Annotated in this window: 21 protein-coding genes and 1 tRNA gene; 3 read left to right on the forward strand and 19 right to left on the reverse strand. The window is 42.2% G+C overall.

Annotation, left to right across the window (positions count from 1 at the left end; all coding sequences use genetic code 11):
* Positions 1–19: 19 nt before the first annotated feature.
* Entirely contained in the window at positions 20–1,027 is a 1,008-nt protein-coding gene (locus DESOR_RS16060; protein WP_014185633.1) for a potassium channel family protein, read from the reverse strand.
* Positions 1,028–1,064: 37 nt separating this feature from the next.
* On the reverse strand, positions 1,065–1,889 hold the full coding sequence (locus DESOR_RS16065) for a PHP domain-containing protein (RefSeq protein ID WP_148265279.1): 825 nt from the start codon (positions 1,887–1,889) through the stop codon (positions 1,065–1,067).
* Positions 1,890–2,036: 147 nt separating this feature from the next.
* Between DESOR_RS16065 and DESOR_RS16070 the strand changes: the two genes are divergently transcribed.
* Positions 2,037–2,110 (forward strand) — tRNA-Trp (locus DESOR_RS16070).
* A 545-nt stretch (positions 2,111–2,655) separates the two neighbouring features.
* Here the strand turns inward: DESOR_RS16070 and DESOR_RS16075 are convergent.
* The 4 genes from DESOR_RS16075 to iadA form a co-directional block, all read right to left on the reverse strand.
* The gene (locus DESOR_RS16075) at positions 2,656–7,014 is read right to left on the reverse strand and encodes a 2-hydroxyacyl-CoA dehydratase (protein ID WP_014185635.1); all 4,359 of its coding nucleotides are present in this window, start codon (positions 7,012–7,014) and stop codon (positions 2,656–2,658) included.
* A 48-nt stretch (positions 7,015–7,062) separates the two neighbouring features.
* The gene (locus tag DESOR_RS16080) at positions 7,063–7,644 is read right to left on the reverse strand and encodes a TetR/AcrR family transcriptional regulator (protein WP_014185636.1); all 582 of its coding nucleotides are present in this window, start codon (positions 7,642–7,644) and stop codon (positions 7,063–7,065) included.
* Between the two features lie 359 nt (positions 7,645–8,003).
* Complete coding sequence (gene fusA, locus DESOR_RS16085) at positions 8,004–10,025, reverse strand: elongation factor G (protein WP_014185637.1); 2,022 nt, start codon at positions 10,023–10,025, stop codon at positions 8,004–8,006.
* 144 nt (positions 10,026–10,169) lie between these two features.
* Positions 10,170–11,333: a beta-aspartyl-peptidase gene (gene iadA, locus DESOR_RS16090; RefSeq protein WP_014185638.1), complete on the reverse strand. Its 1,164-nt coding sequence runs from the start codon at positions 11,331–11,333 to the stop codon at positions 10,170–10,172.
* Positions 11,334–11,517: 184 nt separating this feature from the next.
* On the opposite strand from iadA, the gene DESOR_RS16095 reads away from it, so the two are divergent.
* Complete coding sequence (locus DESOR_RS16095; RefSeq protein WP_014185639.1) at positions 11,518–13,062, forward strand: putative polysaccharide biosynthesis protein; 1,545 nt, start codon at positions 11,518–11,520, stop codon at positions 13,060–13,062.
* Between the two features lies 1 nt (position 13,063).
* On the opposite strand, the gene DESOR_RS16100 is transcribed toward DESOR_RS16095, so the two are convergent.
* Positions 13,064–13,318: a hypothetical protein gene (locus DESOR_RS16100; protein WP_014185640.1), complete on the reverse strand. Its 255-nt coding sequence runs from the start codon at positions 13,316–13,318 to the stop codon at positions 13,064–13,066.
* A gap of 127 nt (positions 13,319–13,445) precedes the next feature.
* On the opposite strand from DESOR_RS16100, the gene DESOR_RS16105 reads away from it, so the two are divergent.
* Complete coding sequence (locus DESOR_RS16105; protein ID WP_014185641.1) at positions 13,446–13,673, forward strand: alpha/beta-type small acid-soluble spore protein; 228 nt, start codon at positions 13,446–13,448, stop codon at positions 13,671–13,673.
* A gap of 62 nt (positions 13,674–13,735) precedes the next feature.
* Here the strand turns inward: DESOR_RS16105 and surE are convergent, their stop codons facing one another.
* From surE to DESOR_RS16160, 12 genes are all read right to left on the reverse strand, one after another.
* On the reverse strand, positions 13,736–14,497 hold the full coding sequence (gene surE, locus DESOR_RS16110) for a 5'/3'-nucleotidase SurE (RefSeq protein WP_014185642.1): 762 nt from the start codon (positions 14,495–14,497) through the stop codon (positions 13,736–13,738).
* A gap of 14 nt (positions 14,498–14,511) precedes the next feature.
* Positions 14,512–14,703: a YpmA family protein gene (locus tag DESOR_RS16115; RefSeq protein WP_014185643.1), complete on the reverse strand. Its 192-nt coding sequence runs from the start codon at positions 14,701–14,703 to the stop codon at positions 14,512–14,514.
* Positions 14,704–14,720: 17 nt separating this feature from the next.
* Positions 14,721–15,293 carry a GTP cyclohydrolase I FolE gene (folE, locus tag DESOR_RS16120; protein ID WP_014185644.1) on the reverse strand — a complete coding sequence of 191 codons (573 nt, stop codon included), beginning with the start codon at positions 15,291–15,293 and terminating at the stop codon, positions 14,721–14,723.
* 37 nt (positions 15,294–15,330) lie between these two features.
* Positions 15,331–16,062, reverse strand: a complete 732-nt coding sequence (locus DESOR_RS16125; RefSeq protein WP_014185645.1) for a 7-carboxy-7-deazaguanine synthase QueE — start codon at positions 16,060–16,062, stop codon at positions 15,331–15,333.
* Positions 16,062–16,619: a DUF366 family protein gene (locus DESOR_RS16130; RefSeq protein ID WP_014185646.1), complete on the reverse strand. Its 558-nt coding sequence runs from the start codon at positions 16,617–16,619 to the stop codon at positions 16,062–16,064. Before DESOR_RS16130 ends, DESOR_RS16125 begins: the two co-directional genes overlap by 1 nt.
* A gap of 14 nt (positions 16,620–16,633) precedes the next feature.
* Positions 16,634–17,326 carry a 7-cyano-7-deazaguanine synthase QueC gene (gene queC, locus DESOR_RS16135; protein WP_014185647.1) on the reverse strand — a complete coding sequence of 231 codons (693 nt, stop codon included), beginning with the start codon at positions 17,324–17,326 and terminating at the stop codon, positions 16,634–16,636.
* Positions 17,327–17,329: 3 nt separating this feature from the next.
* Positions 17,330–17,707, reverse strand: coding sequence for a 6-carboxytetrahydropterin synthase QueD (queD, locus tag DESOR_RS16140; protein ID WP_014185648.1), 378 nt, complete (start codon positions 17,705–17,707; stop codon positions 17,330–17,332).
* A 435-nt stretch (positions 17,708–18,142) separates the two neighbouring features.
* Entirely contained in the window at positions 18,143–19,309 is a 1,167-nt protein-coding gene (locus DESOR_RS16145) for a tetratricopeptide repeat protein (protein WP_014185649.1), read from the reverse strand.
* 223 nt (positions 19,310–19,532) lie between these two features.
* Positions 19,533–19,982: a Fur family transcriptional regulator gene (locus DESOR_RS16150; RefSeq protein WP_014185650.1), complete on the reverse strand. Its 450-nt coding sequence runs from the start codon at positions 19,980–19,982 to the stop codon at positions 19,533–19,535.
* Positions 19,983–20,047: 65 nt separating this feature from the next.
* Entirely contained in the window at positions 20,048–21,325 is a 1,278-nt protein-coding gene (locus tag DESOR_RS16155; protein ID WP_014185651.1) for a class I SAM-dependent rRNA methyltransferase, read from the reverse strand.
* Between the two features lie 122 nt (positions 21,326–21,447).
* Positions 21,448–21,576: a hypothetical protein gene (locus DESOR_RS30675; RefSeq protein ID WP_282434378.1), complete on the reverse strand. Its 129-nt coding sequence runs from the start codon at positions 21,574–21,576 to the stop codon at positions 21,448–21,450.
* A gap of 105 nt (positions 21,577–21,681) precedes the next feature.
* Positions 21,682–21,921: a YkuS family protein gene (locus DESOR_RS16160; protein ID WP_014185652.1), complete on the reverse strand. Its 240-nt coding sequence runs from the start codon at positions 21,919–21,921 to the stop codon at positions 21,682–21,684.
* Between the last annotated feature and the right edge of the window lie 40 nt (positions 21,922–21,961).

Below are 21,961 nucleotides of genomic sequence, written 5' to 3' on the forward strand. Positions count from 1 at the left end.
TAATCTAACAAAGGGATTGTTAAGATTTGCAATTTTTAAGATTTGCGGCAAGCTTTTCTAAGCGATGTAATTGATCTCTTAACCCTAAAACGATTAAGACATCTCCTTCCAATAGCTCTTCTTCGGCAACAGGATTACTGATAACCTCATTATTTCTTAAGATAGCCAGAACCATTGCTCCTGTTTGCTGCTTAATTCCGCTGGTTAATAATGTCTCGCCAGCCAAGCACGAGCCCTGATCAATTCTCAGCTCAACCATTTCCATTTCAATATTACGGTCATGAATGACGGTTTCAATATAATCAACACTAATTGGCTTTAACATGGACATGGCCATTCTCCATCCACTAAGAGTTGCCGGAGAAATCACTTTATCGGCTCCTGCTCTCAGAAGCTTTTTCTCTGACTCAGGCTGATCCATGCGGGCTACCACATGAATTCCAGGATTGATTCCTTTAGCCGATAAAGTGACATAAACATTTAAAGAGTCCTCTGGTAGAGCAGAAATCAGACCTCTTGCTTTAGCAAGAGAAGCTTTATTAAGGATTTCATCATGAGTTGCATCCCCCTTGATCACTAAAAAGCCCTCTTCAATTAACTCATTTGCCAGTTCTTCCCGTTGTTCTATGACAACACTTTGAGCGCCCTCTTTGCGAAGGCGGTAAATAACTTGTCTTCCCACGCGTCCGGCACCACAAACGATAATATGATCTTGCAATTGTGAAATATTCTTATTCATCTTTCTTCTCCAATACACCCCAGCCAGCTGACCTTCAATCAAAAATGCCATGACTAGCCCGGCAAAATATAGCATAGCCCCAACTCCACTGAGCATAAGGACAATTAAAAAAACATGTCCGGCATCAGTTTTTGCTTCAATATCTCCAAATCCCACGGTGGTGACCGTCTGAACCGTAAGATAAATAGCTTTTTGGATACTGAGGTGTTCCGTTAGTATCAGACCAACTGTCCCAAACACCAGTGTGAAAAATACAGCAATGAATGCAAGCCAAACCCTCCTAGCCACTGGGTTCTCCTTTCTGTCTTTCAACGATGATTTATATTTAGATTGTTAAATAGGACCTAAGCTGAAGAATACTGTTATCCGGAATATTCATTTGTCCCAATTTCACATAGCCCCAAGGTCCGTGATAATCACTGCCCCCTGTAGCTAAGATAGAAAATTTATCAGCTACTTCTGCATAATAATTAATAAGTTCTGCTTGCCTTTCCCAGTATCCATAATATACTTCAAGGCCAATGGGCCGATAGGATAATAAGGAAAAAACCATATCTGGGTCCCGAAGCAAGCCCGGATGAGCCACCACAGGTAAGCCTCCACACGCGAAAATCAGATCCACTGCATCTTCAAAAGCATGGTTTAAATAGGGCAGGTGGGCTACTCCTCCCGGACGAAAATAGGCAGCAATTTCCTGCCAATTTCTAGGGGCCCCATTTTCCTGATGATAGATTGCCCTCATGATATGCCCCTTAGTGACAGCGCCTTCTGCTTCCACCTCTTTCTCAACGTCTTGCCAGTCTAACGTAATGCCTCCATTTTTCAAACACTCCACCATGTCATGAGCTAAACTAGTACGCTGAGCACGAATTTCCTTCAACCGGTTTTGTAATAGCGGCTGATCAACATTTTTAAAGTACCCCAGGAGATGAACCTCATGCCCCCGATAACTGGTTAGTAATTCAACTCCGGGAATTACTTTGATATTCAGTTCTTTAGCCAGTTGTTCTGCCTTTTTAACTGCTTGTGTACTTTCATGGTCCGTAATAGCTAAAGTTTGAACATTACTGGCATGGGCCAGGTTCATAACCTCTTCTACAGAAAGTAAGCCATCCGATTCATGGGTATGAATGTGTAAATCGGACCTCAAATATATCCCTTCCTTCATCACAAAAATCCACAACGAGTTTAAATGCCTATTCTTGTTTTTATTTCAAAAATCCTGCCTCCTTGCTTAAAATCTTATGTTGACACTTTTATCTTTTTCGGATATAATTCATTTCGTTGCTAAAAATATAGGGGATTAGTTTAATGGTAGAACAGCGGTCTCCAAAACCGTCAGTGCGGGTTCGACTCCTGCATCCCCTGCCATATTCATGAATGTTTTAAGGTATATTTACTGTTAAGCAGTAGATATACCTTTTTTAATTGATTGGGTTAAGTGGTCATAAATTAAAAAGACCTCCGCGTCCGGAGGTCTTTTGCGCAATGCCCCATAAACATGGTCCTTGTCAACCTTATGGGACAAGACTTTCAAAAAAGCGTCCCTCCGTCCTGCAAACGGAAGGACCAAGTTCGACTACATGAAAAAGACTAAAAACGTCTTCGACTTATTGTAACATATATTTACATATTTGTGTTTAAAAGTATTTTGGTAATTTCTTGATAATTAGTCATGGATATATAAGCATTGTTGGACATGCCGAATATTATACTATAGAGACCTTCATCTTATAACGGCTCTGTAAGGAGGTGAAGAAATGTTTTTTGGAATCATTGGTATTATTATCGTCGCCTTGTTAATCCTTATAGCCATAATATTATAATCCCCGAGAGACTCCAGAAAAAAACTGGATAGCCATAATAAGAGGCTCAACCACTAAAATAATTAGCCGATTGAGCCTCTTATTATACTATTAATCCAGTTTACATTCAACTAATTTCGAATCATTACTTAAAACCATCGTTAATTTGCGTTCCACTGAATCATTTTCTAAATCTACTAATGGAGTATGAGTCTTTATTTCCGAGGGCTTATTTCCCAATTTATCCAAGGCCACTGAAAGCATAAGTTTGATCCGATTGAGTTGGTTTACTTCACTGGCTCCGGGGTCATAATCAATGGCCGCAATATTTGATTCCGGATAAGACCTTCTCAGCTCTCTAATCATGCCTTTGCCGGTAATATGATTCGGCAGGCAGGCAAAGGGTTGTAAACAAACAATATTATGAACCCCGCTCCGAATCAGCTCGACCATCTCTCCTGTCAAAAACCAGCCTTCACCGCATTGATTGGCTAGGGATAAATGTCTTTCAGCATATTTAGCGATTTCTTCGATGGGTTTTGGCGGCTCAAAACGTTTGCTCCCTTTAAGAGCCTTTTTCATGTCCTTACGATAGGACTCAATTCGGCTAATGGAGAAATACCCCGATATCATTGACCAAAAGCTCCCCGAAAGCTTCTTATATTTGATGCTGTTATCAAAAGCACCATAGAGAAGAAAATCCGTCAAATCAGGAACTACCACTTCGGCTCCTTCGGCTTCCAAAAGCTCGACAATATTATTATTGGCTGTCGGATGGAATTTAACAAGTATTTCACCTACCACTCCTACTTTTGGCTTGACTAAATCCTCATACAGTTCAAGGTTATCAAAGTCGATAACAATTTGCCGGATGTTTCTTGTGAATTCTTGCCTGTTTCCGATCCTCAAGGAATCCTGACAGCGCTTAACCCAATAGTCATATAAAAGGTTAGCAGAACCCGGAAATTTTTCATAAGGACGTACTTTGTATAAAACTCTCATTAATAAGTCCCCATAAATAAGCCCCTGCATCACTTTGTTAAACATAGGAATTGTAAATTTAAACCCGGGATTGGATTCTAAACTTGAGGAATTTCCGGCATTTAAGGCAATCACAGGTACATGACCCATATTGGCATCTTTCAATGCTTTGCGAATAAATGCGATATAATTAGTAGCCCTGCACCCGCCCCCCGTTTGAGTCATGATGACAGATGTATTGTTAAGATCATACTGACCGGATTTGAGAGCTTTCATTAGTTGACCAACCACAATAATCGCAGGATAGCAGGCATCATTATGAACATATCTTAATCCTTTATCCACGGCTGATTTATCCACGGAAGGCAGAAACTCAATGCTGTATCCAGAGCCTTCAAAGGCTGTCTTAAAGAACTGAAAATGAATCGGCGACATTTGGGGGGCTAAAATTGTATGGGTGTTCTTCATTTCCTGGGTGAAAATTACTCTGGAAGGATTATCAAATAGTTTCTCAGGAATAAAATTTCTCTTATCCTGCTCTTTGATGGCTGCAATCAAGGAACGCACCCGGATTCTTGCAGCTCCTAAATTATTAATTTCATCAATTTTAATGACGGTATAGATTTTACCATAAGCTTCAAGTATCTCTTTAATTTGATCCGTGGTTACAGCATCAAGTCCGCAGCCAAAGGAATTTAACTGAATGAGTTCCAGGTCTTTCTGCCTCGCTACATAGCTGGCAGCATTATATTCTCTGGAATGATACACCCATTGGTCAACAACCCGCAGAGGACGTTTAAGCTTCCCTAAATGCTGAATAGCATCTTCAGACAGAACGGCAAATCCATAGGAACTAATCATTTCCGGTATACCGTGATTAATTTCCGGATCAATATGATAAGGTCTGCCGACTAAGACGATTCCTTTGATGTTATGATCACGAATATAGTTTAGGGTCTCTTCCCCTTTCTCTCTTACATTGGCTTTATAACGATCAAATTCGGCATAGGCTTTAGTCAACGCCCGGGCTAATTCCTGCTTAGATATCCCTTCCTGAGCCAATTCTTCAGCTAATCGTCTCAACATTCGCTTCGGCATATCAATAGGCAAAAAAGGATGATAGAATCGAACCTTGGGATCTCTAAGGCAATCCATATTGGCATTAATTGTTTCCGGATATGAGGTTACAATAGGACAATTGTAATGATTGTCTGCCTGCTCGTCTTCCTGTCGTGCATAGGGAATGCAGGGATAAAAGATTTTGGTAATCCCTTTTTTTATTAAATCGGCTACATGGCCGTGTGCCAGTTTTGCCGGATAACAAGCGGAATCAGAAGGGATAGTATCCATGCCCAGCTCGTATATTTTATTGGATGACCGGCCGGATATTATCACTTGATAGCCCAATTCCGTAAACAAAGTAAACCAGAAGGGATAATCTTCATAAATATTCAATACCCTGGGGATTCCGATACATCCTCTTGTGGCCTTATCGTTACTTAACGGTTTGTAGTCAAAAACTCTCTTGTACTTATATTCATAAAGATTGGGAATATCACTTTTTACCCGTTCCTTACCGGAACCTCGTTCACACCGATTGCCTGAAACATACTCGTTGCCGCCGGAAAAATGCTTGATGCTTACCAAGCAGTTGTTTCCGCATAATCCACAGCGCTTCATCGTCGTTTCAGTTGTAAAATTTGATAACTCATCTCCTTGGAGAAGAGAGGATTGATACCCCGTCGAATACTGATCCTTGGCTATTAAGGCAGCACCAAAAGCTCCCATGATACCGGCAATATCCGGACGGACAACTTCCTTATTGGTGATTTTCTCAAAAGCTCTAAGGACTGCATCGTTATAGAAGGTTCCTCCTTGGACGACGATCTTCTCTCCCAGCTCTTCCACACTTCTTAAGCGAATAACTTTGAAGAGAGCATTCTTAATAACGGATATAGAAATCCCGGCTGAGATATCACTAATCTTCGCGCCTTCTTTCTGCGCTTGTTTTACTTTGGAGTTCATAAATACCGTACAACGGGTCCCCAGGTCTACCGGGTGCCTGGATTTTTGACTTAATTGAGCAAAATCTCGAATATCCATATTCAGGGATTTTGCGAAGGTTTCTACAAAAGAACCGCAACCCGAAGAACACGCTTCATTTAAGGTTATAGACTCAATGACCCCATTGCGGATCACTAAGCTTTTCATATCCTGACCGCCTATATCCAGTACAAAATCAACCCCAGGCAGAAAAAAGTTGGCAGCGGTATAATGGGCTACAGTTTCTATTTCGCCAATATCTACTCTTAAGGCAGCTTTAATAAGATGTTCACCATAACCTGTGACTGCTGAATTAACAATTTTTGTCTCTTTGTTAATTTTCTCATATAGCGTTTTTAAGGCTTCCAAAGTGGATTCCAAGGGTTTGCCCATATTGCTGCCGTAATAGGAATATAACAGGCTTCCTTCTTCGTTAACCAAGGCAATTTTAGTCGTTGTCGAACCGGCATCAATGCCTAAATAGGCATTCCCTCGGTAGGTCTCTAATTCCACTCGCTTGACTTTGTGTACACTATGTCGCTGTCTAAAGTCAAGGTACTCTTGATCATTGTCAAAAAGGATTTCCAACTCCTCATTGTCTGAGTTGTCCACCTCTAATATTTTCGGCATTTTTTCCAATAATGATTTTAGGGTGATTGGAACCATTTCCGCGGAGGATAAGGCTGCTCCTATGGCCACAAAATAATGAGAGTTTTCCGGAAATATAACATTCTTATTCTCAAGTCTTAGAGTCTCAATGAAGCGACGCCGCAGCTCTGATAAAAAATAGAGCGGTCCTCCCAAAAATGCTACATTTCCGCTGATAGGACGTCCTTGGGCTAAACCGCTAATCGTTTGATTAACGACGGCTTGCAGAACGGATACTGCAATATCCTCCTTTGCAGCACCTTCATTCAGCAGTGGCTGGACATCCGTTTTAGCAAAAACTCCGCAACGAGAGGCTATTGGGTAAATATGCCCATAGTTTTTGGCTAATTCGTTCAATCCGGGAGCATCCGTTTGCAGCAAAGAAGCCATCTGATCAATAAAGGCACCGGTACCCCCGGCGCATGTCCCGTTCATTCGTTGTTCAACAGAATCTCCTAAAAAAGTAATCTTGGCATCCTCACCACCAAGCTCAATGGCAGTATCCGTGTTGGGAATGACTGCTTTAATAGCATTAGTACAGGCGATAACTTCTTGTATAAAGGGTATCTCCAGTACCTGGGAAATATTGTACCCTCCGGAGCCGGTGATCATTAAGGTCAATAAATGCCCCTGCATCACTTCTTTGGCTTCCTCAAGCACAGTCATAACTGTATTGCGAATATTCGAAAAATGTCTTAAATATTTTTTATAGATTATATTTTTATGAATGTCTAAAATAACGATTTTTACAGTTGTAGAACCTACATCTAAACCGATATTTAAAACTCTACTGCTCATTTTCTTCCTCCACCTATGCACAACGTTTAAAAACTTTGCACTTTGAAGTTATTGATTACAAGCTATTCCTTTTGTAAATATTTTAACATAATTTGTAATACATGTCTGAATATCGGTTTCAAAAGTAAGCTTATTCATTGTTAACGATGTAATAAATAATCCAAAGTTAGTTGTTAAAAAGCTTATTGCTAATGTTTCCGGGTTTTCTGCAATAACCCCTTTATTTCTCATTTCTTCAAAATAACGGCTTAAAAGCTTCTTAAACTCATTGGGAAACTTATAAATCATCGCTTCAAAATGTGGGTTTGATTCTTTATTTTTTAAATGCATTAGTATTAATTTACGATTCTTGTACAATAAATCTTGGTAGGAAGAGCCTATTTTTGTCAGGTCTCTCTCCAAATCCCATTCAAAGCTTTCAAACAGAGCAAGCCATTTTGGTGAGAACACAAACTTATCAAAGGACCTTTCAAAAAGATTGCGTTTGTTATAAAAATGCCTAAACAGGGTCATTTCACTAACCCCGGCTTTTTTGGCAATTTCCTTCGTGGTAACAGCAGTATAACCTTTCTGTGAGAAGAGAACAATTGCAGCATCTAAAATTTTTTCCTCCGTATCTAATGTACACATACCCCTTCTCCAATCAACTTTATAAACAACCATGTTAGTTCTTACTAACATAGCTTATTCTATCATTCTCTTGTTATAACTTCAATTAGGTAATAATCAAATCCTTACATTTATTTCTATTCATTCTCCTGGCGAAATACCATAGTCCTTAGGAACATTGTATTAAAGAAATTTTACACACTTTAATCTATGCATAAACTTCTTCAATGAACTATTAGTTATGCTTGAACAATCGTTTCAGAAAGTAGGCCACGAAAAGTTCTTTCTGTTTAGACCTCTATGCCGCTAACACTGCACCATCAGAGGATAAAAACAGGGCTGAACCAAACTGAAGAGTCTGGTTCAGCCCTAATATTAACTTACTGATTATTGGAAGCTTTTAATTGATTGACCAAGGTTTCACTAAGTTTTCTGGGTACCTCTTCATAGCGTAAAAACTTCATGGTAAATGAGCCTCTGCCTTGAGTTAAACTCCTTAAGTCAATAGCGTAACGCATCATTTCTGCCTGAGGGACATGGGCATGTATGGTTGTGAACTTACCGCTGGCATCCATGCCTAACACTCTTCCTCGTTTGCCATTGAGGTCAGCGATGACATCTCCCATAAAGGCTTCGGGAACCTTTACTTCCAATTCTACGATAGGTTCCAGCAAAGTGGGCATCGCTAATTCAACCCCTTTGCGAAAAGCCAGAATTGCCGCTAGTTTAAAGGCCATTTCTGAGGAATCCACGGCATGATAAGAACCATCACAAAGAGTAACCTTAATATCGGTGACTGGGTATCCAACCATGGCCCCCTCTGTCATGGCTTCTCTAATTCCTTTTTCTACGGCGGGGATATACTGTTTAGGCACAGCTCCGCCAAAAATTGACTCCGCAAACTCGAAATCGCTGTCTGAATAGGGTTCTAAATTAATCCAGACATGACCATATTGACCATGACCTCCTGTCTGCTTCTTGTGTTTCCCTTCAACCTTAACCGCTTTGCGAATGGTTTCACGGTAAGGAACACGAGGGACTTTCGTTGTCACATCGACACCAAACTTTCGGGCTAGTTTTTCTTGGAGAATCTCCAACTGCATTTCTCCCATACCCGTTAAAATTAACTCTTTGGTCTCAGTATTTTTATGAAGTGTCAGGGTTGGATCTTCTTCAATCAAACGTGTCAGGGCACCACCCAGCCGATCTTCATCTCCCTTGGTTTTCGGCCCAATAGCTACGGATAACGTAGGCACAGGAAAATCTATGCCTTCAAGCTGTACGGGATACTCTTTATTGCATAGAGTATCTCCGGTTTTGACCTCTTGTAGTTTAGCGATAACAGCAATATCTCCGGCACTGACAGAAGCGACAGGCTCCTGATTTTTACCACGTAAGAATAAGGGCTGACCGATTTTTTCCTCAGAACCGTTTGTAGAATTTAATACCCAAGTTTCAGCCTTAAATTCCCCTCCATAAACTCTGAAGAAAGACATTTTTCCAACATAAGAATCTGCCAAGGTCTTAAAGACAAGGGCAACATCTTGCTCATGGACTTCAGGTGCAGGTGCATAGTCCACCAGAAAATCCATCATTCTGGTTATGCCAATATTTTTAACGGCGGAGCCGCAAAGTACGGGCATCATAAGATTCTGTTTTAAAGCTTTGCGCAAAGCTGTTTGTAAATCAGCTTCACTCAGCGTTTCTCCTTCGAGATATTTCATTAATATGTCATCATCTGCTTCAGCTACAGCTTCTGCCAATTGTTCTCTTAACAGTTCTACCTCTTCTTTGTATTTTTCCGGCACTTCCATAGTTGAATACTTGCCGCTTTCATTATCCTCGTTAACATAAGCTTTATTTTCCAAAATGTCGATAACACCGTTAAAACTTGATTCCTGACCCAAGGGCAATTGCAGAGGAACCATCCTGGCCTCTGGATAAGCGTCTTTTAACTGGTCTAATACTTTACCAAAATTAGCATTTTTACGGTCTAACTTATTAACGAAAATAATTTTGGGAAGTTTCTGTTCTTCCATAAAGCCCCAGGCTATTTCAGCCTGAACTTCCAGACCCGCCACCCCACAAAGCACTAAAACCCCGCATTCTGCGACACGCAATCCGCTTTTAACTTCTCCCAAGAAATCTAAATAACCCGGACTATCCAGCAAATTGACTTTTACCCTCCCCCACTCAAAGGGCATAAGACTCGTACTAATCGACACTTGATGCTTTACTTCTTCAGGCAGAAAATCTGAGACCGTGTTTCCTTCTGAAACCTTGCCAATACGGGTGATGGCACCTGAATTAAATAAAATAGTTTCCCCTAACGAAGTTTTTCCTGCTCCACCATGCCCAACCAAACAGACGTTGCGAAGATAATCCGTGTCATAGGTTTTCAAGACGATCCCTCCTTGGTTTGTTATTTAAGAAAAAGGACACATCCTTTTTACTTGCAACAGTTTACCGGAGATAAAAATGTCTAGAGCCTAGATTAGTATTAATTTTATGGATAAGAGTGGGTCAAGTATTCTCAAGATCAGCAATTAATTCTTTTTTTCGTAGGTCCCCCAGACCAGCGGCTGTTTATTGCGCAGCATACATTTCCCCATTGCCCAGACAGAATCAACCTCTAAATCTCCGTCAAGAGCTACCAGATCTGCATCATAACCCACGCGAATCATGCCTTTATTATGAAGACGAAGAACATTAGCCACATTAGCAGTGATGGTCCGTAAAGCTGCTTCCAGCGGGACGCCCTCCACAACGGCTCTGCGCACATCCCGCCACAAAACTTCTACGGAACCGACTCCCATGCCAATAAGCACGCCGGCTTCATTGTACTGGGGCATGCTCCCATTCCCATCGGAGGTTACGGTCACCCGGTCATTAAGGAGCTGCCGTTGATTGAGCATTTTCAAGACAGCAGGTACCTGCAGGTCTTCCGGAAAATCGTCACACCCTGCAGTGAGATCGATATGTCCTCCTGCTAAGAGGAATTTAATACCCTGATCAATTAAAGTGTGAGTCCGGTTAATATGAGTGGGTACAAATTGAGTAATGGGTATTTCCGTTTGCTCAAGTATCTGCCAAATGGGTTCTAAACCCCGTTTTCCCTCTCCCAGGTGAAGATGAACAATTCCGGCCTTGCCGCCCAGCATACCCCCAACCCGAGCAGCGGCTGCCAAATGTTCCAGTTCACTGATTTGCGGTTGAGCAGAGCGATGATCTGAAATCGCAATTTCGCCTGCTCCAACAATCTTGGAAATTAGTATTAAATCCTCCTCTAAATTATCTAAAAGTGTTCTGGTAGGCACTTGGTAAGCACCGCTGTAAATAAAGGTACTTACTCCTTCCCCTTGAAGGGCATTGGCTTTAACCAACAGAGCTGCCATAGAGCGTGAAACAGAATCTGTGCCCAAACAGCCCACCACTGTTGTCGTTCCTGCCTTAGTCAATTGAGTAAGCTGAAGTTCCGGAGTACGTGAAGCCGGACCGGCTTCTCCTCCCCCGCCGCAGATATGGACATGGGCATCGATAAAGCCTGGGACTAATGTCTTCCCTTGAAGATCAACCACTTCCCCTTCTGCGTAATCCGGTAGTTTCAGGTCTTTACCGATGGCTGCAATGCTCTTACCTACCATTAATACATCAAAGTTTTCGTTATATTCGGGGCAATATAGTTTTGTATTTTTTAGAAGTTGCCACATAGGGTATCCTCTCCTCTCAAAAGGTATAATGCCCCACTGCTGGTTTTATATTCCACATTTTAAATATTTCTCTACTCCAAGATAAAATCCTGTCGTTCTTCCTCCTCGTTTGAAAATTTCCTAAGCATTTCTTTTTTTCCCCAAGCATATGTTTTAGATAAAAACTCAGATGACGGAGGCTTACATGTCGAAAAGGACGTTTGTCTACGGTGCTGCCATATTGTTAGGAGCCAATTTATTAAACCGTCTGCTGGGCTTCGCCTACCAATATTTAATCATGATCAATATTGGCGGGGAAGCCTATGGTTTGTTTAACATGGTTTTTCCTATCTACATGCTGGCCCTGGTTTTTACTACAGCAGGAATCCCCCTGGCCATTGCCAAAATGGTCTCCGAGGAAGTATCCCTAGGTCGGGTTGCCAACGCCCGGGCCATCTTTCGCTTGGCATTCTGGCTTCTCAGTATTTCCGGAGCAATCGTATCCTTGAGTCTGTATTTTCTCTCCCCTTACATAGCAGAGAGGATTTTTCCCGACCCCAGAGTACTTAATGTCTTCCTCATCTGTACACCCGCTATTTTTATTGTTTCTGTTTCCTCAGTTTTTCGGGGATATTTCCAAGGTTTACAGAACATGGTTCCCACGGCTATCAGCCAGATTTGTGAACAAATTATCCGGGTAGCTGTAGGATATACAGCGGCCCTCCGCCTTCTCCGGCATGGTGTAGAATGGGCTGCAGCAGGATTAGCCTTAGGCATGTTAGCCGGAGAATTAATCGGTCTGATCGTCATTATGATTCAATATCTCAGATCCCGGCCCCAAACCCTTCGAGAGAGCAGCAGCAAAACCTATTCCACCGAACAGATATTAAGCAGACTCTGGCACTTGGCTTCTCCCGTCACCTTGGGCAGACTCTTAGCCACAGGTCTGTCATCCCTGGATGCTATTATCATCCCCTCACGCCTCCAAGTTGCCGGCTATACAGCCCGAGAAGCCGTTACCTTATTTGGAGAGCTGGGTGGCTCGGCCTTCACCTTACTCACCTTTCCCAGCGTCTTTACCTTCGCCTTAGCTACATCACTGGTCCCTGCCATATCCGAAGCTGCAGTCAAACGACAGTTAAATGTTGTCCGAGCCCGCAGCGCCGAAGCCATCCGTTTAACCATTCTCCTCGGAATTCCTTGCCTTATTATCTTGTTTTATTTTGCCCGGCCGTTAACAGCCTTTTTTAAGAGTTCAGAGATTGCACCTATCTTACGGATTTTAGCCCTAGGGGGAATCTTCTCCTATATACAACAAACCACAACGGGAATCTTGCAAGGACTGGGAAAAGTTCATCTTCCCGTCATTCATTCCATCATTGCGGCTCTCATTCGTATCCCTGCTTTATTTTATCTGACGGCACTGCCTCATTGGGGGCTGCGCGGAACAGCCTGGACTTTCGCCCTAGGGTATGTGGTTATGGCCATTCTGAATCTCCTGGCCATTTCCAGGTATAGCGGCATGCCTTTGGACCTGCAGAGATTTGTTCTCCAGCCGGCATCCGGGGGAATAGGAATGCTGCTGGTCTTTCAATTTCTGGATCCACTTTTGAGAAACTTTGCTCTGGGCTATCCCATTGAATTCTTAGCAGGAGCAGCCGTTTATGGGACAATTTTATTAATTAATGGCGGTGTAACTTTTAACGACTTAAAACGACTACCCTGGATTGGCAAATTTCTCCCCCTCTAAATCATCTCCAGAACTTGCGAATTTGCTCTCCCCATTGCCAATAAGATAAGCCAAGGGTCAGTAACATTACAAACAAGGCTAAAATCTTGTAAATTATAAATACTTTAATAACCGTCAAAAAAACCATGACTAACCCAAAAAGTGCCGGAATTAGCAATAGTTTATATTTCGCGTTAGAATTACTGCTTCTAAATCCGGGATAAGTAAAAATGACGGCAAATAAAATGAAATAAAATAAGAACGTACCAATAATCATTATGTATGGTTTCCTCCATTAGTAAAAAAGCATTATTCAACCATTATTTATATACTATAAACCTTATTGTATCCGTAAATACTACTTGTGTAATCAGATAGATAAAATTGAGAGGAGAGGTGTATATATGAGTCGTCGCAACAAAAGCAACAGCGGGATTTTACCTGATGCTGTCTTGGATCAATTTAAATGGGAAGTCGCTGAGGAATTAGGCTTAAGTTCAAAAATTAAAAGCCAAGGCTGGGAGAATATGACTTCCCGGGAATGCGGTCATGTGGGTGGCCGAATTGGCGGAAGCATGGTTAAAACCATGATTCGCCGAGCTAAAGAATCTCTGAATGACCCTTCAATATAATCTTAGAAAAAGGAGTACAGAATATTATCCTTCTGTACTCCTTTATTATATCCCATTACCCTTTAAACTGTATGCTTTTGAAAAGTTTTTTTATAGTTCTCAATACGTTTAAAATCCGTTAAGTCGCTGTGCATTGGAGTAATAGAGATGTAATTTTCCTGAATGGCTCTGAGATCCGTATCCTCATCCAGATCTTTACTTAAATTGCCGCATTGCCAATAATAAACTCTGCCCCTGGGATTAACCCGCCGCTCAAAAACATTATCGTAAACAGCTCGGCCAAGTCTTGTCACTTTAATACCCGACCAGCTTTCTCTCGGATTGCCCGGAAAGTTAATATTTAATAATCCCGTTTGATGGCCTTGGACAATATGATCTAAACTTTCGGCTAAATACTCTGCTGAAGGCTCAAAGTTCACAAATTCATAACTGGCCACAGAAACGGCTAAAGCAGGAATACCCAGGATCACACCTTCCATAGCAGCGGAAACTGTGCCTGAATAAAAAACGTCCGTCCCTAAGTTAGAGCCTTGATTAATTCCCGAAACAACCAAATCCGGTTTGGGAACCAATTCTCCTTGAACCGCCAGCTTAACACAGTCGGAAGGGGTGCCGCTGACAGCATACCCTTTTTCCTCGCCATCCAGCTGGTATTCGCTAAAAAACAAAGGATGAAATAAGGTTATGGAGTGACCTGTAGCTGAACGCTGACTATCCGGTGCAACAATGCTGATCTTATGCGTTGTCTTAGCTCGAAGAGTCCGATATAAGGTCTGTATTCCCGCTGCCTGATAGCCATCATCGTTTGTCAGTAAAATATGCAAGACAATTCCCCCGATTATTCTACTTCGTAGACAGAAATTACCATCTTATCCTCTTTCTTAGTCAGGCCAAACATCAGCCGATATTCTTTTAAATTTTTATTTAAAAAATCAACCACTTTATACAGTTCACCATTGATACTCACCCGTTGTGATGCAATCAGTTCGATTTTTCCTGGCCGATCAGACGGGTTTATATTATCATTCACCCAAAATTACCTCTTTCTTAGCGTCTGTGTCCCTGAATTAATGAAAATGCTTCCGAGCGTGTAATAGGATTTGTTTTAAAGATTCCTCGTACTGCCGAAGTCAAGGTTTGTGATCCCGCCTTTTTAACACCACGCATAGTCATACACATATGCTCCGCTTCAATTACCACCAAAACCCCTAAGGGCGAGAGCTTGGCAACTATGGCATCGGCAATCTCCGAGGTTAATCGCTCCTGCAATTGGGGTCTACGGGCAAACCCTTCCACGACACGGGCGAATTTCGATAAGCCGGTGATCTTTCCTTTTCTGGGAATATAAGCAACATGGGCCTTCCCGTAAAAGGGAACCAAATGATGCTCACACATGGAGTATACCGGGATATCTTTAACAATCACCATTTCTTCATGTTCTTCAGAGAACTGAACATTCAGATGCTCACTGGGATCCTCATGCAAACCGTTAAAAACTTCGGCATACATTCGTGCCACGCGTTTTGGAGTATCCACTAAACCTTCACGGTCTGGGTCTTCTCCTATGGCTTCTAACATCATGTATACAGCTTGTTCAATCTTTTCTAAATCCATCCCCATATTTCTTTCTCCTTTACTTAGTGGTCAGTTATTTTATTTATAATTGTCCCATGAAAACATGGGTTTGAGGAATGACTCGTACCATCGATAGTTCTCTTAGCAAAAAGCTCTGCCACTGGATAAGCTGCAGCGATTTAGGCGCCTTGATAACTCCAGTGGGGGTAACCGGCTGCAGAATTGTCTGGATCGAAGGGTCAACTCTCAATATTAAATCCCGAACATTCTGAAGTTGATCAATACTCGTATCCTCATTAACAACAATTTTGACAAAGACCTCTTTGTGCAGGCTATGACGTAAAAAGGTTTCATGAACATTCCAAAAAGTCTGATTAGCAAAAGGCAACTTTATATCCATACTAATTATATCAACCCAAGGCAAAATTTCCAGCAGCTGTTCAGGTAAGGTTCCATTGGTCTCCAAATAAATCTTAATATTTTTATCCTTTAATAAAGGTAACAGATATGCCAAATCTTTGCTCCAGAGCAAGGGCTCCCCGCCGGTAATACTTAATGAGTGATGAATCGAGAAATCATAAGACCGCAACATCTCTGAAAGAGAATCCAAAGGGATGGGATTTTTCTTTCTCTCAAAAGCCCCCGAACCCGGGTCTGTCTCCATCCTCATATACTGGGATAAGGCGGTAGGCGTATCACAATAAGGGCATCTTAAATTACACTTGGGCAAGCGCAGGAAAATTTGCCGGACTCCCACATAGGGACCTTCCCCTTGAATGGATGAAAAGATTTCTGTAACAGGAAGTTGAGGCATCAGCAAACCCCTCGCACTTTACAGCGGGCCAGGCGAATGGATTGGACCTCGGTACAGTACCGTTGGGCAACTCGCTCCCCAAATGCCAAGACATCCTCAATGCCAAGGTTTTTTAAACCCACTGTGGGAATGGGAGTATTGGCATTGGAAACATTAAGCCCGCAGTGAATCATACTGGAAACCGGCGAAAGAGTAGCAATGCTGACAGAGAGCTTATTCTTATCTTCATAAAGATCATCCCCGCTCCTCATCAGAGTCTTGACCCCCTGCCCTTCAAGCACCTCTTTAATGGTAGCCATCAGCAAGCGCTGTCGGATAACCGTCTTTTCCAGATCCATTTCAAAGTGTTCAACAATAAAATGCAGCATATCTTCACTATAAATCCAGTCCTTGGCTAAGACATCCTCCAGATCCACCATTTCATTTTGTTCCACCCGGCAGGAACCGCGGAAAACCACGATGCTTTCCCCTTTGAGGCCAAAGTTTTTATACGTAAACAAGGATTGAAGCTGACTGCCGTCATAATTAAGGGGTTTATGCTCAATAAAATAGTTCATTCATCGTTCCTCTCTTAAGCACCAAATAATTCTTGAACAAGATCCTGAGCCTGATTATTCAGCAAGGCTCGTTTTAAACGCTGGCAGCTTTCACACTGCCCGCAGACTCTTTCTCCGCTTTCATAACAGCTCCAGATATACTGCCAGGGCACCTGCAGGCGCAGCCCTTCACTGACAATTTCTTTTTTTGTGTAGACAGATGTGGGGCTGACCACAGTCACTTTATTTTGCGTGGAAAAGCTCAAGGAACGATTCATGGCCTCCATGAATTCCAGAGAATTGTCCGGGAAGGTTGCTGCTTCTTCCCTGTTGAAGCCTGTGATTAAAACGGGAGCATCTCCCATATTTTCAGCGAAAACAGCACCAATATTCAGAAACAGGCCATTGCGGTTAGGCACCCAGACCTGACGAGCGCTAGCCAAAGCCTGCCCCTGGAGGTCGTCGAGCTTGCTGTAGTCCACCAAGGGCAGATCTTCAGAACGATTAACCAAGGCAGAACGGGTCTGTTCCTGGAGAAAGGGAATGGGAACAACCCGGTGAGCCAGCTGGTAATGCTCGGCAATTTTTTGGGCTGCGGAAATTTCCTGGATCCTGGCCCTTTGCCCGTAATCAAAGGTAAGAGCTAAGTCCAGCCTATTCTTTTCTAAATAGAGTGCTAAAGCTACCGTTGAGTCTAAGCCGCCTGACAGCAAAACAATTCCAGCCATTGCTTAATCCTCCTTAAAGATAGCCCACGTATCAGGAGATTCGTAGACTTTAACCCACGCCAGGTTATTATCATTAAGCCTTAAATCTCTTTTAAATTCTAAGAACAGAAAACGAGCCAGGTTCTCAGCCGTAGGATTGATCCCTTGGGGCCCAAAGTGGGTCAGATCATTTATTAAGCTGTGATCCAGAGATTTAAGAGTTTTGCGTATGGTTTGCTTAACGTCTTTAAAATCGATGAGCATCCCTAAGGAATCCAACTGATTTCCTGAGATGCACACTTCAACATCCCAGCGATGACCATGCAATTTGGCACAATCGCCGTCATAGCCACGAATAAAATGAGCCGCATCAAAATGCGCTCGCACACATACCTGAAACATTTTGCGCTCCTTATTAGACAAATTACATAATATTTTACCACTATTATTAGCAAAAGAAAATGAAATATCAAAAAATCCCTTTAAAGTTCATTGTATACTTTTATTTTTTATTAAAGCTTATCGCAAACGGTGGCTTGAGCATATATCCTATTGGTAATAAGACTATTCTCTATATGCTCTCTATCTGCCTGGAAATCTAAATAACCGCTTAGCCGGCGATGCTGTTGAAATCTTATAAGAGCTCTTCATCAAGAAAACTTATGAAGAAGAAAGGAAGAAAAATAATGAGGTTAAGAAACACTGTTTTACATTACCTAGCATTTTTCCCTATCTGGATATAACAAAACAAGCGTTCCCTTCCAATTAACAATGAAAGAGAATGCTTGTTTATGCTCAATCCCATTAGATTTTTAAACCTGGTTTTACACACTTCCTTTAAGCAAGTTTTAAGGCCTTGTTAAAACAGTCAATGGCGATATCCAACTTATCCATTTGCTCATAGATGTTTCCCAGCAGGGCCCATCCTGCTGAATGATGGGGATCGATTTTCAAGAGTTTATTGACCAAATCAATGCTTTCCTGCCAATTCCCTTTGCGAGTGAGGCAGACGCTCAGATTGTAGAGAATCAAGGGATGATCCGGAGCCAGTTCTAATGCTTCCCGGTAATACTCTGCAGCCTTTCTGGTCCGTCCTTGATGAACCAGAGTAAAGGCTAGATTGTTCAGCAAGATGGGGTCTTTTGGGTAAATATTTTTTGCACGTTCCAGTAAGGTTAAAGCATCTTGAGTCCGGCCCAGATTTTGATAGACTGCCGCCAGATTATTCAAGCTGTCATAATGATCCGGTTCATATTTCAGCGTATACTTATAGTACTGAATTCCTTTCTTCGTATCTCCATTTTGGACATAACAATAGGCTAACCTGGCTGCCAAATCGGGAGTAGCTCCAAAGCGCAAGGCCTTTTCATAGCTTTCGCAGGCATCTTTCATCTGATCCAAAAGCAAATGCATTTCTGCTTTCATTTCCCAATACATAGCTTCCCGAGGCCGGAGCAGGCAGCATCCTTGAAAACACCTTAATGCTTCCAGGTATTCTTCATGATAAGCGTAAATTGTGCCCAAACGATAATTGGTTTCAGCATTCTGAGGGTCTGCTCTCATGGAATTATCTAAGGCTTTAATTCCTTCCCGCCAATCTCCCAGTTCCAATTGGCAATCGGCCAACAAGTCCCAATACTTGGCGACCTGTGGTTTTACCTTAATCGCTTCCTCCACCTTTTCCTTGGCCTGGGGAATGAGAGCTTGGCCAAGATAACACTTAGCGAGCAAATAGCTAATCTCCGCTGAATCCTCCTGAGAATCACATTCCATCCGTTCTAAATACTCCCGGGCTTCTTGTAAAGCTTGAACGTCAATCAAATAGCCTGCTTCCTTCAGACGCGGCTTCGATGATTCTTGTTTTAAAAGGTTTACCCAACTTTGAATAGCTGCATCGGTTTTGCCCAAGCGATGCTGCCATTGGGCTTGCAGGGAACTCCACAAATAAGAACTTTGCAGAGAGGGCCTTTTTTGTTTACCAGCAGAAGCCAGTGGTAGAGCCATAGAATCCGCCCCTTTTACTTATTTTTCCATATTTAGATTCTCGCTTCCTATGGCTTTCCCCTTCTACTTAGACCAAGAATCGCACGTCAAATGCCTAGCAAATGCGCGCTAATTCGTAAAATGACGCATAGAATGCTGCTTCCCTCGTCAGATTACAGACTTTTCCAGACCCTTTTCATGATTATTTCTCACAAAAATTATTAAAAATAAAAAAAGAAGCGCATTAATGCGCCTCTCCACAACGATGACAATATCCGTAAAACTTTAAATCATGGTCCATAATCTTAAACTTATTGCGCTTGACGATAACGGCCTCAAGAGATTCTAATAAATCATCATCAAATTCCGAGACATTCCCGCAGCCTAAACAGATCAGGTGATGGTGGTGATGATGCTCATCCTGCCGGCTAAATTCATAACGGCTGCGACCATCTCCAAAATCATTTTTCAGCAGAATTCCTATTTCCGCCAAAATGTCCAGGGTACGATAAACCGTTGCTAAACCGATTTCCGGATTTTGGTGTTTGACCAGCATGTACACTTCTTCGGCACTCAGGTGACTGTCAACATTCTCCAGAAAGGTCTGTAATATTGTCTGACGCTGGGGGGTTAACTTATAGGAGCGGTTGCGCAATAAATTGCAAATACTTTCGAAAGTTTTTACTTCCTCCACTTCTCGCCCACCTCCATATATTACCTATTATATGATAATGCCAATCTTTTGCAAGTTATTTATTGCTAATTTCGATTAAACACTTCAAATACAGCAAATTTTAAATAATCTGTTTCATTGCTGCCCAATAAAACGGGATGATCAACCCCTGCCCTTCGAAATTCCACAAGCCTCAGTACTTTATGAGCGTCGGCAGCCGCTTCCTGAAGCATGCTTAAAAAACGATCAGCACTTAAGTGGTATGAACAGGAGGCACTCACTAATATTCCTCCCTCACGTACTAATTTCATACCTTGAAGATTGATCTCTTTATACCCCCGGACAGCCCCTTCAAGAGATTGGCGGTTTTTAGCAAAAGCCGGAGGGTCTAGAATAACCACATCCCAAGCCTTTTTTTCTTTAACTTGGTCTCTTAAAAAATCAAAGGCATTGACTGCAAAAAACTCTGTTCGATGCAGGAAACCGTTGAGCAAAGCATTGTTCTTCGCCATCTCCACTGCCCTTTCGGAGATATCCACACAAGCAACCTTTTTGGCACCATATAGGCATGCATGAAGCATAAAAGAACCTGTATGGGAAAAACAATCCAGCACTTCAGCCCCATCCCAAAAGGGATTTTTAATGAGCTTTCCTTTCTTATCAAAAGGTTGTCCATTCTCCCCAATCTCAATACCCCGGCCGGCTCCCCACCCTGTCATGAAGGGTTTTAAAGCCGCTCTGTTTTCCCGCTGATCAAAAAAATAACCCGTTTTCTGTCCCTCAGCCACATCTACCAAAATTCGCAGCCCATTTTCAATCACTGTCACCTTGGTATCAAAGGGCTGCTCAACAAAGCCTTCTCTTTCCGGAAGTCCTTCCAGCTTTCTGACGGGAACATCGCTTCGTTCATATATGCCTCTGGGCTTAAAAAGCCGGGTTATGGCATTATAAACCCATTGCCGTCGTACTTCAACCCCTAAAGAAAGAATTTGCACAACGAAAACATCTTCATACTTATCGATGATTAGCCCTGGGAGAAAATCTGCTTCACCGTGGACCACCCGACAGGATGTTGCATCAGGTATCAGCCGTTCTCTCCGTTTCCAGGCTTGTTTAATTTTTTCTAAAAATAGCCCTTCATTAACCTCAGCAGCAGAATAGGTTAAAACCCGGATAATCAGTTGAGATTCGGGATTAAAAAACCCTTGAGCCAAAAAATGCCCCTCATGATTGAAAACTTCTATAATATCTCCAGCCTGTGGATCCCCTTCTATTTTATCAATCTCACCGGGAAAAACCCACGGATGTCCTTGTTCCAGTCGTTTTTTACGATGTTTCTTTAGAAACGCTTTAGGAGCCGCCATTTTATTTCCTCGCTTTCAGTCTGCCCTTTAATAAGTATGTCCTTCGTACTATACCTCGAAAATGAAAGAAAAGGAAGCTTTCACTTCCTTTTGTTCATTTTCCGAATAATATTGGCAAGATTTTAATAATAGGGATACGGGGGGTAAGGATAAGGATAGGGGTAGTATCCGGCACGATAAGGAACATATCTGGGTGCAGTATACCTGCCTAAACCAAAACCCAAAGCAAAGGGAATGATACCAAAGAACATAAGAGCCACTCCTTCCTGAATGAGATATTCAATTCTCATTTCAGTATATGGTAAATTATGCCTCTTTGGTGAACGGACGAGCTGCCCTTTCTCTATGACTCTCCGTTAGGAAAGCCGGTCTCTTAAAACATCCACGATTTCCTCGGCACTCCGTCCTGCTGCATTAATAACCGGCAATTTATCGTCCCATTGGGGTAAAAAGATATCTTTGCCATCACCTTTGACGACAACCGCCCTTACGTTTTTAAACGGCGGTCCTTCCAGTGGAGAGGTTTTAAATCCTGCACTATGCAGGGCTTGAACCACATTCCCCAGTCCATCTTCAACAGCAATTGTTGTATACATAGTTTCACCTTCCTCCAAATTACCCTTAGAGTTCCCGAAT

The organism is Desulfosporosinus orientis DSM 765 (assembly GCF_000235605.1).
Taxonomy (GTDB): Bacteria; Bacillota; Desulfitobacteriia; order Desulfitobacteriales; family Desulfitobacteriaceae; genus Desulfosporosinus; species Desulfosporosinus orientis.

Excerpts from the sequence above, each read along its gene's own strand:
- DESOR_RS16075 (WP_014185635.1), bottom strand. The coding sequence starts at position 7,014 with ATGAGCAGTAGAGTTTTAAATATCGGTTTAGATGTAGGTTCTACAACT.
- DESOR_RS16080 (WP_014185636.1), bottom strand. The coding sequence starts at position 7,644 with ATGTGTACATTAGATACGGAGGAAAAAATTTTAGATGCTGCAATTGTT.
- iadA (WP_014185638.1), bottom strand. The coding sequence starts at position 11,333 with ATGTGGCAACTTCTAAAAAATACAAAACTATATTGCCCCGAATATAAC.
- DESOR_RS16095 (WP_014185639.1), top strand. The coding sequence starts at position 11,518 with ATGTCGAAAAGGACGTTTGTCTACGGTGCTGCCATATTGTTAGGAGCC.
- DESOR_RS16100 (WP_014185640.1), bottom strand. The coding sequence starts at position 13,318 with ATGATTATTGGTACGTTCTTATTTTATTTCATTTTATTTGCCGTCATT.
- DESOR_RS16105 (WP_014185641.1), top strand. The coding sequence starts at position 13,446 with ATGAGTCGTCGCAACAAAAGCAACAGCGGGATTTTACCTGATGCTGTC.
- folE (WP_014185644.1), bottom strand. The coding sequence starts at position 15,293 with ATGGGGATGGATTTAGAAAAGATTGAACAAGCTGTATACATGATGTTA.
- DESOR_RS16125 (WP_014185645.1), bottom strand. The coding sequence starts at position 16,062 with ATGCCTCAACTTCCTGTTACAGAAATCTTTTCATCCATTCAAGGGGAA.
- DESOR_RS16130 (WP_014185646.1), bottom strand. The coding sequence starts at position 16,619 with ATGAACTATTTTATTGAGCATAAACCCCTTAATTATGACGGCAGTCAG.
- queC (WP_014185647.1), bottom strand. The coding sequence starts at position 17,326 with ATGGCTGGAATTGTTTTGCTGTCAGGCGGCTTAGACTCAACGGTAGCT.
- queD (WP_014185648.1), bottom strand. The coding sequence starts at position 17,707 with ATGTTTCAGGTATGTGTGCGAGCGCATTTTGATGCGGCTCATTTTATT.
- DESOR_RS16145 (WP_014185649.1), bottom strand. The coding sequence starts at position 19,309 with ATGGCTCTACCACTGGCTTCTGCTGGTAAACAAAAAAGGCCCTCTCTG.
- DESOR_RS16155 (WP_014185651.1), bottom strand. The coding sequence starts at position 21,325 with ATGGCGGCTCCTAAAGCGTTTCTAAAGAAACATCGTAAAAAACGACTG.
- DESOR_RS30675 (WP_282434378.1), bottom strand. The coding sequence starts at position 21,576 with ATGTTCTTTGGTATCATTCCCTTTGCTTTGGGTTTTGGTTTAGGCAGG.
- DESOR_RS16160 (WP_014185652.1), bottom strand. The coding sequence starts at position 21,921 with ATGTATACAACAATTGCTGTTGAAGATGGACTGGGGAATGTGGTTCAA.